11 protein-coding genes are annotated in these 12,387 nt (G+C 73.1%); 8 read left to right on the top strand and 3 right to left on the bottom strand.

Annotation, left to right across the window (positions count from 1 at the left end; all coding sequences use genetic code 11):
- Positions 1-3 precede the first annotated feature (3 nt).
- Both ACGFIM_RS06025 and ACGFIM_RS06030 read right to left on the bottom strand, forming a co-directional pair.
- A complete protein-coding gene (locus tag ACGFIM_RS06025) occupies positions 4-2,031 on the bottom strand; it encodes a SpoIIE family protein phosphatase (protein WP_393195347.1) in 2,028 nt (675 codons plus the stop codon).
- Positions 2,032-2,206: 175 nt separating this feature from the next.
- Positions 2,207-4,024 (bottom strand): glycoside hydrolase family 15 protein, encoded by a 1,818-nt coding sequence (locus tag ACGFIM_RS06030; protein ID WP_393195350.1) that lies wholly within the window; start codon positions 4,022-4,024, stop codon positions 2,207-2,209.
- A 159-nt stretch (positions 4,025-4,183) separates the two neighbouring features.
- Here ACGFIM_RS06030 and ACGFIM_RS06035 point away from each other — a divergent pair, with 159 nt between their 5' ends.
- The 6 genes from ACGFIM_RS06035 (at position 4,184) to ACGFIM_RS06060 (ending at position 10,102) form a co-directional block, all read left to right on the top strand.
- Positions 4,184-4,618 (top strand): ATP-binding protein, encoded by a 435-nt coding sequence (locus ACGFIM_RS06035; protein ID WP_393195353.1) that lies wholly within the window; start codon positions 4,184-4,186, stop codon positions 4,616-4,618.
- Between the two features lie 31 nt (positions 4,619-4,649).
- On the top strand, positions 4,650-5,336 hold the full coding sequence (locus tag ACGFIM_RS06040; protein WP_393195356.1) for a class I SAM-dependent methyltransferase: 687 nt from the start codon (positions 4,650-4,652) through the stop codon (positions 5,334-5,336).
- Between the two features lie 93 nt (positions 5,337-5,429).
- On the top strand, positions 5,430-6,224 hold the full coding sequence (locus tag ACGFIM_RS06045) for a hypothetical protein (protein WP_393195359.1): 795 nt from the start codon (positions 5,430-5,432) through the stop codon (positions 6,222-6,224).
- Entirely contained in the window at positions 6,221-7,351 is a 1,131-nt protein-coding gene (locus tag ACGFIM_RS06050; RefSeq protein WP_393195362.1) for a hypothetical protein, read from the top strand. Before ACGFIM_RS06045 ends, ACGFIM_RS06050 begins: the two co-directional genes overlap by 4 nt.
- A gap of 49 nt (positions 7,352-7,400) precedes the next feature.
- Positions 7,401-8,828, top strand: a complete 1,428-nt coding sequence (locus tag ACGFIM_RS06055; RefSeq protein ID WP_393195365.1) for a hypothetical protein — start codon at positions 7,401-7,403, stop codon at positions 8,826-8,828.
- Positions 8,825-10,102, top strand: a complete 1,278-nt coding sequence (locus ACGFIM_RS06060; RefSeq protein WP_393195368.1) for an AAA family ATPase — start codon at positions 8,825-8,827, stop codon at positions 10,100-10,102. Before ACGFIM_RS06055 ends, ACGFIM_RS06060 begins: the two co-directional genes overlap by 4 nt.
- 45 nt (positions 10,103-10,147) lie before the next feature.
- Here ACGFIM_RS06060 and ACGFIM_RS06065 read toward each other — a convergent pair whose 3' ends face one another.
- Positions 10,148-11,104 carry a GNAT family N-acetyltransferase gene (locus ACGFIM_RS06065; protein ID WP_393195371.1) on the bottom strand — a complete coding sequence of 319 codons (957 nt, stop codon included), beginning with the start codon at positions 11,102-11,104 and terminating at the stop codon, positions 10,148-10,150.
- Between the two features lie 128 nt (positions 11,105-11,232).
- Between ACGFIM_RS06065 and ACGFIM_RS06070 the strand changes: the two genes are divergently transcribed.
- Together ACGFIM_RS06070 and ACGFIM_RS06075 are read left to right on the top strand one after the other, a co-directional pair.
- On the top strand, positions 11,233-11,778 hold the full coding sequence (locus ACGFIM_RS06070; protein WP_393195374.1) for a TetR/AcrR family transcriptional regulator: 546 nt from the start codon (positions 11,233-11,235) through the stop codon (positions 11,776-11,778).
- A 104-nt stretch (positions 11,779-11,882) separates the two neighbouring features.
- Positions 11,883-12,314: an ATP-binding protein gene (locus tag ACGFIM_RS06075; RefSeq protein WP_393195377.1), complete on the top strand. Its 432-nt coding sequence runs from the start codon at positions 11,883-11,885 to the stop codon at positions 12,312-12,314.
- Positions 12,315-12,387 lie beyond the last annotated feature (73 nt).

Here is a 12,387-nt window from a genome sequence, read left to right on the forward strand (position 1 = left end):
GGGTCAGCGCGTGCGCGCCACCAGCAGGGCGACGTCGTCCTCCGCCGGTGTGCCGCCCACCATCGTGGAGATCACCGAGGCGCACAGACCGTCGAGCGGCGGCCGCGCGCGGGACAGCGCGGCGCCGAGCCGCCGCATGCCCTCGTCCAGGTCGCCCCAGCGGGTCTCGATGAGGCCGTCGGTGTAGAGGGCGAGCACGGTGCCCGGCTCCAGCTCCAGCTCCACCGACGCGAAGGAGCCGAGGCCGACGCCGACCGGGGTGCCGCCGGGCAGGTCGGGGAAGAACACCTCGCCTGACGGGCGGCGCAGCGCGGGCGGCGGATGCCCGGCCCCGGCCATGACGCAGCGGCGGGTGACCGGGTCGTACAGCGCGTACAGGCAGGTGGCGCCCGTAGGGTCGAGCGGCGAGGCGTCGTCGTCGGTCTCGGCCAGCCGGACGACGAGCTCGTCGAGGTGGGCGAGCAGCTCGTGCGGCGGCAGCCCGACGTACGTCAGCGTGCGCACGGCCGTCCGCATGCGGCCCATGGTGGCGGCGGCGGTGATGCCGTGCCCGGTGACGTCGCCGACGACCAGCGCGACGCGGCCGTCCGGCAGCTTGATGGCGTCGAACCAGTCGCCGCCGACGCCCTCGTGCAGGCCGGAGGGCAGGTAGCGGGAGGCCACGTCGAGCGCGTCGCCGCCGTTCAGCCTGCCGGGCAGCAGCTCGCGCTGGAGCGCGAGCGCGGTGTTGCGCTCGCGGGTGTAGCGGCGGGCGTTGTCCAGGCTGAGCGCCGCCCTGGCGGCCAGCTCCTCGGCGAGGAGCAGGTCGTCCACGCTGAACGGCCGCTCGTTGTCGGTGCGGGCGAACACGGTGACGCCCAGGACCTCGCCGCGGGCCTGGAGCGGCACGATGAGCAGCGAGTGCATGCCCGTGGCGCGCATGAGCCCGGCCCGCTCGGGGTCGTCGTCGAGCCAGCTGCCGGGTGAGAAGTCGATGACGGGCTCGTAGTGCGTCGTGCCGGTGGCCACGACGTGCGAGAACGGCGACGACGGCCGGATGAACACCGCGTCGCCGAGCGCCCAGCGGGCCTCGGGGACGCCTTCGTGCACCGAGGCCAACCCGGCCCTGCGGAAGGCGGGGATCCCCACCGGCGTGCCGGCCAGCCGCTGCAGCGGCGTGGTGTCGGGCAGCACCGACTCGCCGAGGTCCACGGTGACGAAGTCGGCGAGCACGGGCACGGCCAGGTCGGCGAGCTCCTGCGCGGTCTTGCCGACGTCGAGCGTGGTGCCGACCCTGATGCTGGCCTCGCGCAGCAGCCGCAGGCGGTCGCGGGCCCGGCTGTTGGAGATGTCGAGCACGAGCGTGCACACCCCGAGCGGGCGGCCGTCCACCCCGTCGAGGCGGGAGATGGACGACGACAGCGTGCGCTCGTCGCCGTGGTCGTCGGCCATGGTCCAGCGGGACTCGCGGTCGATGAGGGCCTCGCCGTCGGCGAGCACCTTGCGCATGGCGGCGAGCAGGGTCGTGACGTCGGTGCCGGGGATGGGGTCGGCCAACGAGTGGCCGATGCGGTAGTGGGGGAAGCCGGGCTCCAGCCGCTTCGCCTCGTCGTTCAGCCAGACGCAGCGCATGTCGCTGTCCCAGATGGCCATCGCCACGGGAAAGCTGTTGATCAGCGCCTCGAGCAGCGACCCTGTCCTGCCCGACAGGTCCTCGTCCGCCGGCACGGCCGACAGCAGCCACGCCTCGCCGGCCGGCCTGGTCGTCAGGCGGGCGCCCTCGATGAGGGCGAGCAGCCCGCAGCCGTCGCGGCGGCGCAGTTCGGCCAGGCCGTGCCAGCGTTCCTGGTCGCCGAGGGCGCCGGTCCACAGGCGGGCGTCGCCGCAGCGCAGGAGCGAGTCCCCGGGCCGGCCCATGACCTCGCCGGGCGGGTAGCCGGTGAGCTCCTCGGCGGACTTCGTCCAGCCGATCACGACGCCGTCGGCGTCGAGCACGATGAGAGCGGGCGACCGCTTCGCCCTCGCGCCCGAAATGGTGTCCGGTGCGGTCATGTCCCCCGTCCCATCGCGTATCGGAAATCGCCCCCGATCGCCCAGCATAGCCACGCTGACCTGCGACGACGCCTCCCCGGCCGGGCCCTCACGCCGGGGCCTCGGCCCGGCGGCCCACGCGAGGGGCCGCGCGAGCGGCGGGCTCTCGCCTCGCGCGCTCACCCAGCGACTTCACCTAGCCGAGCGCGTGGTCGAGGTTGAACGCCGCGCTGATGAGCGCGAGATGGGTGATGGCCTGCGGGAAGTTGCCGAGCTGCTCGCCGTTGTGTCCGATCTCCTCGGCGAAGAGCCCGAGGTGGTTGGCGTAGGTGAGCATCTTCTCGAACGCCAGCCTCGCCTCGTCCAGGCGGCCCGCGCGGGCCAGCGCCTCGACGTACCAGAAGGAGCAGATCGAGAACGTCCCCTCGGGCCCCTCCAGCCCGTCGGGGCTGACCTCGGGGTTGTAGCGGTAGACCAGCGAGTCGGAGACCAGTCCCGCGCCGAGCGCGTCGAGCGTGGACAGCCACCTGGGGTCGGTCGGCGAGACGAACTTGGCCAGCGGCATCATCAGGATCGAGGCGTCCAGCACGTCCTCGTCGAAGTGCTGGACGAACGCGCCGAGCTCGGGCCGCCAGCCGTGCCGCATGATGTCGCGGTAGATGGTGTCGCGGGCGTGCCGCCAGCGGGTCATGTCGGCGGGCAGGCCGCGCTGGGCCGCGATGCGCATGGCGCGCTCGATCGCCACCCAGCACATCAGCCGCGAGTAGACGAAGTTCTTGCGCCCGCCGCGGGTCTCCCAGATGCCCTCGTCCGGCTGGTTCCAGTTGTCGCAGACCCAGCCGACCAGCGTGCACACCTCCTCCCAGCGGTCGCTGGAGATCGGCGCGCCCCACTTGTTGTAGAGGTAGACGGAGTCGATGAGCGCCCCGTAGATGTCGAGCTGGAGCTGATCGGCGGCGGCGTTGCCGATGCGCACGGGGGCCGAGCCGCGGTGGCCCTCCAGGTGGTGCAGCTCCTGCTCGGGCAGGTCGCAGCGGCCGTCGATGCCGTACATGATCTGCAAGGGCCCGTCGCGGCGGTCGCGGCCGAGCGCGACGTGGCCGGACAGGAAGCCCATGAACGCGTCGGCCTCCTCGGTGAAGCCGAGCCTGAGCAGCGCGTAGACGCAGAACGCGGCGTCGCGGATCCACACGTACCGGTAGTCCCAGTTGCGGCCGCCGCCGATGCGCTCCGGCAGGCTGGTGGTGGGCGCGGCGACGATGCCGCCGGTCGGCGCGTACGTGAGCAGCTTGAGCGTCAGCGCCGAGCGGTGCACGACCTCGCGCCAGCGGCCCCGGTAGCGGGAGGCCGACAGCCAGCGCCGCCAGTAGCGCACGGTGGCGGCGAACTCCGCCTCCGCCTCCTCGAGCGGGCAGCCGCGCGGCGCGACGCCGGGCGCCATGTTGTCGAGGGCGAGCACGGCCTGCTCGCCCTCGGTCAGCTCGAAGGCCGCCCAGGCGTCGCGCTCGTCGGTCTGCAGCGGCACGCTGGAGGTCAGCGCGAGCGCCAGCGTGGGCGAGGCGAACGTGACGGTGCCCGCCTCGCGGGTGACGACGTGGGGCTGCCTGGCGTAGTCGAAGCGGGGCGCCACGCGGGCGCGGAACGGGATGCGGCCGCGCACGCAGGAGACGCGGCGGATCAGCCGGTGCCGGTCGGCCTCGCGGGGGTCGGTGGCGATGGGCATGAAGTCCTGGATCTCGCCCACGCCGTCGTCGGCGAAGAACCGGGTGATGAGCACGTTGGTGTCGGGGAAGTAGAACTGCTTGGTCGTGGCGGGCACGCCGGCGTGCAGCTCGAAGGAGCCGCCCTTGCCGGCGTCCAGGATGGCGGCGAAGACGCTGGGGGCGTCGAACCGGGGGCAGCAGTACCAGTCGATCGTGCCGTCGGTGCCGACGAGCGCGACCGTGCGCAGGTCGCCGATCAGTCCGTGCTCGCCGATCGGCAGGTATCGGGAGTCACCATCGGGTGCCCGCATGTCCATCAACGTACGCCGACGTCCGTTTTGTCGGGGTTTCTGGCGCGTCAGGGGCGCGTCAAAGGCGTCCAGATCTTCATCCAGGGTTTCGCGATCTTCGGCTCGGTCAGAGGACAGGCGCCCGCGGATCCTCCCGGCCCTCGGCGGGCGTGAAGGACGATGGCATCCGAGTTCGCACTGCGGTGTCCCATCACGGCCGATCTCGGCCTGATCAGGGACCTGATCCGCATGCACGGCCACTACTGCGGCCTTCCCGAGCGGCGCCTTGACGACCTCGTGCTGGCCGCCAACGAGGCCGTCACCAACGTGCTCGACCACGGCGGCGCCTCCGGCGTGCTGACCGTGCGCGGCCACGCCGACGGGGTGATGGTGCAGGTGCTGGACGTCGCGGGGCTGCTCACCCGCGGCCATCTCGCCGCCGCCGCGCTCGACCAGACCGCCTCGCACGGCTACGGGCTGTGGGTGATCCAGTATCTGTGCGACGCGGTGACGGTGGAGCAGACCGGCGGGGGCTCGCTGCTCAGCATGTGGGTCCGCCGCACCGCCGAGCGTCCGGCCGGCGACGGCTCGCGGACGCAGCGCGCAGGGGGCTGATCTTCGCGGGGTCCCGGGTTACGTTCGGGACATGCGTCAAACCGGTACGGGCCCCGGGCCCATCACCCCTGACGGATCCCCTGTCGAGTTCTACACCCTCGTCCCCGCCGCGGACGAGCCCGCCCACGTCGCCGAGGTCACCCCGCACGGCGGCACGGTCCTGGAGCTGGGCTGCGGCGTGGGGCGGGTGACACATCCGCTCGTCGAGCGCGGGTTCACGGTGGTCGCCGTGGACGAGTCGCCCGAGATGCTGGCGCACGTGCGGGGCGCGCGCACCGTCCTGTCCCGCATCCAGGATCTGCACCTGGACGAGCGCTTCGACACCGTCATGCTGGCCTCGCAGCTCGTCAACACCCCCGACGACGCCGAGCGGCGCGAGCTGCTCGACGCCTGCGCGCGGCACGTCAAGCCGGGCGGCTCGGTGCTCGTCCAGTGGATGCCGGCCACGTCGCAGGACCGCTGGCAGGCGGGCAGGGGCCGCACCGACGGCGACATCACGATCAAGATGGCGTCGTACGAGCCGGTCAGGCCCGGCGTGGCGGCGGTGACGATGGAGTACAGCTACGTCAAGGACGGCGTCAGGAAGGTCTGGACGCAGTCGTTCGAGTCGCTGCGGCTGACCGACGACGAGCTGGCCGCGCAGCTCGCGGAGGCGGGTCTGCGGCTCGACCGGTTCCTCACCGAGGACCACGCGTGGGCGGTGGCCAGGCCGGCCTGACCCCGGAGCGCGCCTTTACAGTGTAGATCTCAGCATGGCGGCAATCTTCCCGGTTTTACTGGAAAATGCTGGGACTGTTGGTAAAGTCGCGCCATGAGTGACCGGCTGGACGATCTCGAACGGCGGATCGACGAGCTGCGTGCGGCCGTGCGCAAGGCGATGCGCGCCAGGGACGGCGCCACCGCGCGCGTGCTGCGGGCCGAGCTGCGCAGCGCCGAGCGCGCCTGGGACGCCCTGGTGTGCGGCGCCGAGCCGGTCAAGGAGGAGCCGCCGCGCCTGGTCACCGTGCGCGAGCAGGTGCACCAGGGGCTGCGGCTGCTCGGCGCGCCCGCCCAGCCGCGGCTGATCGTGGCCGTCAGCGACGCGTTCTTCGGCGGCACCATCCGCAGCGGCCAGCTCACCAGCCTGCGCAGGGACGAGGAGCGCTCGTTCCGGTCCTCGCCGTACGGCCGGCCGTACTACCTGTGCGCGGCGCTCACCGACCGCCTCTCCCCCGCCCGCGGCCTGCTCACGCTGAGCACCTGGCCGCTCGAGCGGCGCGTGGTCGGCCCGCTCAGCCCCCGCGTCGACTTCCTGACCTGCGCCATCGCGGTGGCCCGCGAGCACGCGGCGCGGGAGCGGGACGGCCGCGGGCCGCTGGATGAGCGGGCGAGCCGCTTATTGCTGCGCATGGCCAGGAACATCCCCGGCGCCACGGACGGCACGCTGGGCCCGCCCGACCCCGAGCGGGTGACCCGCGCGGCCCAGGCCGAGCTGCGCGTCCACGTCGATCGCGACACGCGGGATCGCGCTGAGCTGGCCGAACGCGCCGCCGCGCAGCTCGGTGACGCCGCCCGGCTGTTCGGCGCCGCTACGCTGAGCACGATCAAGAAGGAGAACGCCAAGTGAGCGGCTTGAAGCGCGAGGGCGACCACGTGCACCGCCTGGAGGCGCTGCGGGGCACCACGCCGCCGCGGCCGCACGACGCCCGCGCCATCGCGGCCCTGGCCGCCAACCCCGGCTGCGCCCGCAGGGCCCTGCTCGACGGCGCCGGCATCGACAAGGACGCCACCGCCCGCCACCTCGGCTTTCCCGCCCCGTTCGGGCAGTCGCCGTTCGCGATCACGCGCGGCAACATGTTCGAGGCGCAGGTGAAGGCCGACGGGTGCGCGGAGCTGCTGCGGATGCTGCGCGAGCTGCTCGGGCTGCCCATCGCCGAGGTCGCCTACCACGACGTGGAGAACGTCGGCGCCCACCTGCGTCACGCCCACACCAGGGCGCTGATCGACCGGGCGGCCCGCGACGAGCACGACGCGGGCACCCTCTACGACCATCCGCTGCTCACGCTGGAGATCGCCGGGCACACCGCCTACCTGGAGCCCGACGTGGTGGCCTTCCAGCTCGGCGGGCGCTTCCACATCGTGGAGATCAAGTCGTTCGCGGTGATCGACGGCCAGGCCGACCCGTCGGCGGTCGCGGCGGCCGCCCGGCAGGCCGCGGTCTACGTGCTGGCGCTGCGCACGCTGCTGGAGGAGCTGGGCCACGACCCGCTCAGGGTCTCCCACGACGTGGTGCTGGTCTGCCCGGAGAACTTCGCCAACCGGCCGGTCGCCTCGCTGGTCGACGTGCGCAAGCAGCTCGCGGTGCTGCGCCGCCAGCTCACCAGGATGACCACGCTCGACCGGCTGCTCGCCGACCTGCCCGACGACCTCAGCTTCGACCTGCGTCCCGATGAGGACGGCCGGCCCACCAGGCCGGTGGCCGAGCTGGCCGACGCGCTGCGCAGGACGACCGCCCGCTACGCGCCCGACTGCCTGTCCACCTGTGACCTGTGCTTCTTCTGCCGCGACGAGGCCCGCCAGGAGGGCGCCTCCGACCTGCTCGGCCGCCAGGTGCGCGACGAGCTCGGCGGGGTCGCCTCGGTCTCCGAGGCGCTCGGCCTGGCCGACGGCACGCTCGACCCGGCCGAGGGCCAGGAGGAGATCGCCCGCCTGCTCCGCAACGCCGAACGCCTGCGAAGAGAGTGCCTCGCATGAACCCGCGACCGATCCCGCCGGCCCCGGCATCCCGGGGGGAGAGCCGGGCATGAGCCTGCTGACCTCGCTCGCCCGGCTGCGCGCCCTCGACGAGGGCATCGCCCAGCCCGTCGCGACCGTCAGGCACTGCCATCTGTCCGCGCGGCCCATGGTGTTCATCCCGCTGAAGCTGTCGGGCGAGGCCGCCGCGCCGCTGGCCGCGATGCTCGGCACCGACCGCGACCGGCCGCACCTGCTCGTGGTGACCCAGCCGCGCAACCGCGACCAGCGCTTCGCGTGGGCGGCCCAGGTGGCCGAGGTGCTGCTGCCGTACATCGAAGGCTTCCTGCACGACACCGAGACGGTCGAGCGCAGGAACGCCGACCCCTACGAGCGGGCGCTCGACGCCCCGCAGCTCATCGTGCCGAACCTGGGCGGCGTGGCGTTCACCCGGCTGCTCGGCCGCTCGACCCGGTTCCGCCGCCCCGACGGCCCCTATCCGGTGCCGGAGTCGGTGCCGCTGCTCGGGCGGTGGCTCACCTATCTCGGGGAGCGGGCCGCCTACCCGGGGTCGTCGCTGATGCTGGCCGCGACGCAGGAGCTGGGCCGCCACTGGGCCAGCGGGCAGAGCGCGCTGGAGGACGCCAACCTGGCCTCGCTCGTCGGCTGGATCACCACCGGGCCCAGCGACGAGGCCGAGGACCCGCTGATCTGGCCGCCCGCCGGGCCCGCCACCGATCCGGGGTTCGACGCCGAGGTGCTGGCCCCCGCGATGGAGAGCGGGTCGCCCGAGCGCATCACGGAGGCGCTGCGCACCCAGCTCGAACCCACCTGGCGGCTGATGTGGCAGGCGATCGACCTGCTGGCCGGGCTGCCCGAGGGCGCCAGCGTGGCGCAGCGGTGGGAGCAGGACCGCGGCTCGTTCAGCGGCATGGCGGAGAGCATCGCCGAGGGCGCGCCGCCGCAGCCCCGCCGTGACGGCGCGGTGGCCGCCGCGGCCCGGCTGGCCCGCATGGAGCGCGCGCAGGCCGCCTACGAGGTGCAGCGCGCCTACGACGACCCGCTGGTCATGGCCGAGTACCGCCTGACCGGCGAGGCGTTCGCCGGTGAGGTCGTCGAGACCGTGCCGGACAACACCGAGGGCGAGGGCCGTTCGCGCAAGCTCCGCCCGCTCGTGGTGATCAAGACCGACGATCCGGTACGCCTGGCGCCCGGCACCTCGCTCGGCACCCCGCAGCGCCGCGGCCAGGGCGCCGAGCTGGTGGAGGCCGCGGAGGGCCTGGTCACCTTGAAGATCACCAAGGGCATGGGCCGGGGCAGGACGCCCGCGCCGGGAGCGGTGCCCGAGATCGGCGAGCGGGTCTGCTACACCTCGCTCACCGACGACTTCCAGGGCTCCCCCGCCCTGCCCGAGGCCGAGGCCACGCCGTGGACGCACGGCGGCCCGCCGCAGGAGTACGTGCCCGACGACGAGGACGCTCTGGAGGACTGGTCGTGACCGGCAGCCCCGAGCAGGTCATCAGGAACGTCCTGGCCGACCTGCCCAGGCACCGCGGGGTGGTGGTCGACTCGCCGCCCGGCGCGGGCAAGTCGACCCTCGTCGTGCGCGCCGCCGCGCACATCGCCGCGACCGGCGAGCCGCTGATGATCGTCGCCCAGACCAACGAGCAGGTCGACGACCTGGTGGCCAGGATCTGCGACAAGCATCCGCACCTGACCGTGGGCCGGCTGTCGGCGAGCGGGTACGTGCCGCCGCTGCGCATGCTGGAGCTGCCCGGCGTCCGCGTCGGCACCCGCATCCAGGACCTCGGCGACCCCGACATCGTCATCGCCACCGCCGACAAGTGGGCGTGGATCGGCGACCGGGTGTGGCCGTGGGCGATCGTGGACGAGGCGTACCAGATGCGCTCGGACAAGCTGCTGCGCATCGCGGGGCTGTTCGAGCGGGCGCTGTTCGTGGGCGATCCCGGGCAGCTCGACCCGTTCTCGATCGTGGACGGCGACCGCTGGTCCGGCCTGTCGTGGGACCCGCTGCAGAGCGCGGTCGCCGTGCTGCTGCGGCACAACCCCGACCTGCCCGTGCACCGGCTGCCGGTGTCGTGGCGGCTGCCCGCGTCGGCGGCGCCGGTGGTGTCGCAGGCGTTCTATCCGTTCACCGGGTTCCGCTCGGGCACCGCGGAGGGCGAGCGGTGGCTGGAGCTGTCCACCGGCGGCATGGGCACCGTGCACGACCAGGCCCTTGAGGAGGCCGCCAGGTCCGGCTGGGCGCTGCTGGAGCTGCCCAACCGCCACACCGTGCGCACCGACGGCGAGGCCGTGCAGGCGGTCGCGGCGCTGGCCGAGCGGCTGCTGCAGCGCGGCGCGGTGGCGGGCTCCGAGCAGGGCGAGCGGCCCGTGACGGCCGACAGGATCGCGGTCGGCGCGGCGCACCGGGACCAGGTGGCCGCCATCCGCGCCGCGGGCCTGCCGCCCGAGATCACCGTCGACACCGCCAACCGGCTGCAGGGCCGCGAGTACGACGTCACGATCGTGCTGCACCCGCTGTCGGGCCGCCGCGACGCCACCGCCTTCCACCTGGAGTCGGGGCGGCTGTGCGTGCTGGCGTCCCGGCACCGGCACGCCTGCGTGGTGGTCGCCAGGGCGGGCATCGCCGAGCTGCTCGACGCGCACCCGTCGGCCGAGCCGGTGCAGCTCGGGGTGCCGGTGAAGTTCCCCGACGGCTGGGAGGCCAACCAGGCGGTGCTCGAGCACCTGGCGAAGCACCGCGTCTGAGACCGCCTGGGAGGCGAGGTCAGCGGCGGCTCCGGAGGCGGGCGCTCAGGACGGCGCCTTCCTGGAGGTGCCGCTGAGGCGGCGCTTCCAGACCTCGACGACGAGGACCGGGCGCATGCCCACCGACTCGTACAGGTCCAGGGCGGGCGTGGTGTTGTTGGAGTCGACGTGCAGCAGCGTCCCCTTGCGCCCCTTGGCGGCGTCGGCGGCGAACGCGTGCCGCAGCAGGAACCGGCCGAGCCCACGGCCCCGGTACGCGGGCAGCACGGCCAGCGTGGCGACGTAGCCGCACTGCTCGCCGGCCACGAACTCGTCGTTGCCGATGACCACCCCCGCCGGGTCGCCGTCCACCTTGGCCAGGGTGAGCTGCGTCCAGTCGGTGCCGGACATGACCTGGCGGCGCTCGTACCACTCCTCGTACGGGACCGCGACGAAACCGAAGTGCTCGGCGAACGCCACCTGGTGCACCCGGTGCGCCTCGCGCCGCACCTCGTCGCTCACCCCCGTGTGCAGGGTGACGCCGCCGGGCACCTCCGGGGGATCGACCGGGCCGTCGTGGTCGATGCGCATGCGGTGGAAGGAGGTGCCCGGCTCGAAGCCGAGCCTGCCGAGCCTGACCGCCTTGGCCTGGTCGGCGCCGTAGAGGCCGGCGTGCACGGTGACGCTCTCGTGTCCGGCCGCGGCGCCCGACTCGGCGGCCCGGTCCAGCACCAGCCGGTACAGCTCGTCCTCCAGGTCCTGCACGCCGGGGCGGACGATCACCTGTACGTCCACCAGATCGCTGTCGCCGTTGTGGTGCGCCCAGGCGTAGCCGTCGAGCCGGCCATCGGGCCCCCAGGCGAGCCAGACGTCCTTGTCCAGGTCGAGGCCCGGCTCGGCCAGCTCGTCCCTGATGTCGGCGAGCGTGATGTCGGGCTCGCCGATGATCTCGATGTTGTGCGTCGAGACGAGCTCGAAGATGGCGGGGACGTCGCCCGCGGTGGGCCGCCTGATGGTGTGCATTCTCCGGATTGTCGCCGAAACCCGGCGAAACCGCCTCTGCTTTTCCGTACCGCCGGTGGGGGGCGACGCGCGTGCGCCCTAGAATGGAGACGGTGAACTTACCGGCCGACAAGTAGAAAAGGTGTGAAGTGCGCGAAGACACCCGAACCCGCATCCAGGAAGTCGCCCTCCGGCGCTTCACGGAGCAGGGGTACGAAGCGACCTCGCTGCGGGAGATCGCCGAGGAGCTCGGGGTGACGAAAGCCGCACTTTACTACCATTTCAAGACCAAGGACGACATCGTGGCCAGCCTGGTCGAGAAGCGGCTGATCGAGCTGGAAGAGCTGCTGGAGTGGGCGCGCAACCGGCCGAAGACGCCGGAGACGCGCCGCGAGCTCGTCGAACGTTACGCCGCCGGCCTCCGCGACGACCGCCACCACGGCATCGCCCGCTTCCTGGAACGCAACCAGACCGCGCTGCGCGACCATCCCATGCTGATCAAGATCCGCGAGCGGATGATGGAGCTCGTCTCCGAGCTCAGCGAGTCCGGCGCCACGCCTGCCGAGCGCGTCAGCTACTCGCTGGCGCTCTTCGCCCTGCACGCGGGCAAGTGGCTGCTGAAGGAGGGCGAGCTGCCGGAGGAGGAGATCCAGAAGGCGACCGTCGAGGTGGCGCTCCGGCTTCTGGACGCCTGAGCGCACTTCACGCCGCTTTTCGGGCGCGACATCCCCTATACGGGCGATTGGGGCGGCCTTTTCGGGGCAGTGGCCCGTCACGCATCCGAAGGGGAGGAGACGCGGTGGAGGCGACGATAGCGCTCCGACTGCCCAGGGATGCGGCCAGCGTGCCGCTGATCAGGCAGCTGCTCGACGGCACGCTGCGGTCGCTCGGCGTCGAGCCGCAGGTACGCGACGACATCGAGCTCATGCTCACCGAGGCGTGCTCCAACGTCATCAAGCACGCGGGGCCCAGCGACGACTACACCGTCAGCGCCTCCGTCCACGACCACCTGTGCGTCATCAAGGTCATCGACACCGGCGGCGGCTTCGACCCGCGCGAACTGCTCGATCCCGAGCCGGGCGCCGAGGAGGGGCGCGGGATGCAGATCATGCGCGCGCTCGCCGACGACGTCCGCTTCACCAACCGCCGCGAGCACGGCGCCGTGGTCTGCCTGGAAAAGCGCCTCCGCTACGCCCCCGGCGCCGCCGGCCGCCACCTCATGGCCACCTGATCTCCGCCCCTCCCGCCCGTCCCCCGCTCTGGGGGACTCTGGCACGTCCCAGCGCTCGTCGCGCCTGGTGCAC

The organism is Nonomuraea sp. NPDC049309 (assembly GCF_043196965.1).
GTDB classification, from domain to species: Bacteria; Actinomycetota; Actinomycetes; order Streptosporangiales; family Streptosporangiaceae; genus Nonomuraea; species Nonomuraea fastidiosa.

Excerpts from the sequence above, each read along its gene's own strand:
- ACGFIM_RS06025 (WP_393195347.1), bottom strand. The coding sequence starts at position 2,031 with ATGACCGCACCGGACACCATTTCGGGCGCGAGGGCGAAGCGGTCGCCC.
- ACGFIM_RS06030 (WP_393195350.1), bottom strand. The coding sequence starts at position 4,024 with ATGCGGGCACCCGATGGTGACTCCCGATACCTGCCGATCGGCGAGCAC.
- ACGFIM_RS06035 (WP_393195353.1), top strand. The coding sequence starts at position 4,184 with ATGGCATCCGAGTTCGCACTGCGGTGTCCCATCACGGCCGATCTCGGC.
- ACGFIM_RS06040 (WP_393195356.1), top strand. The coding sequence starts at position 4,650 with ATGCGTCAAACCGGTACGGGCCCCGGGCCCATCACCCCTGACGGATCC.
- ACGFIM_RS06045 (WP_393195359.1), top strand. The coding sequence starts at position 5,430 with ATGAGTGACCGGCTGGACGATCTCGAACGGCGGATCGACGAGCTGCGT.
- ACGFIM_RS06055 (WP_393195365.1), top strand. The coding sequence starts at position 7,401 with ATGAGCCTGCTGACCTCGCTCGCCCGGCTGCGCGCCCTCGACGAGGGC.
- ACGFIM_RS06065 (WP_393195371.1), bottom strand. The coding sequence starts at position 11,104 with ATGCACACCATCAGGCGGCCCACCGCGGGCGACGTCCCCGCCATCTTC.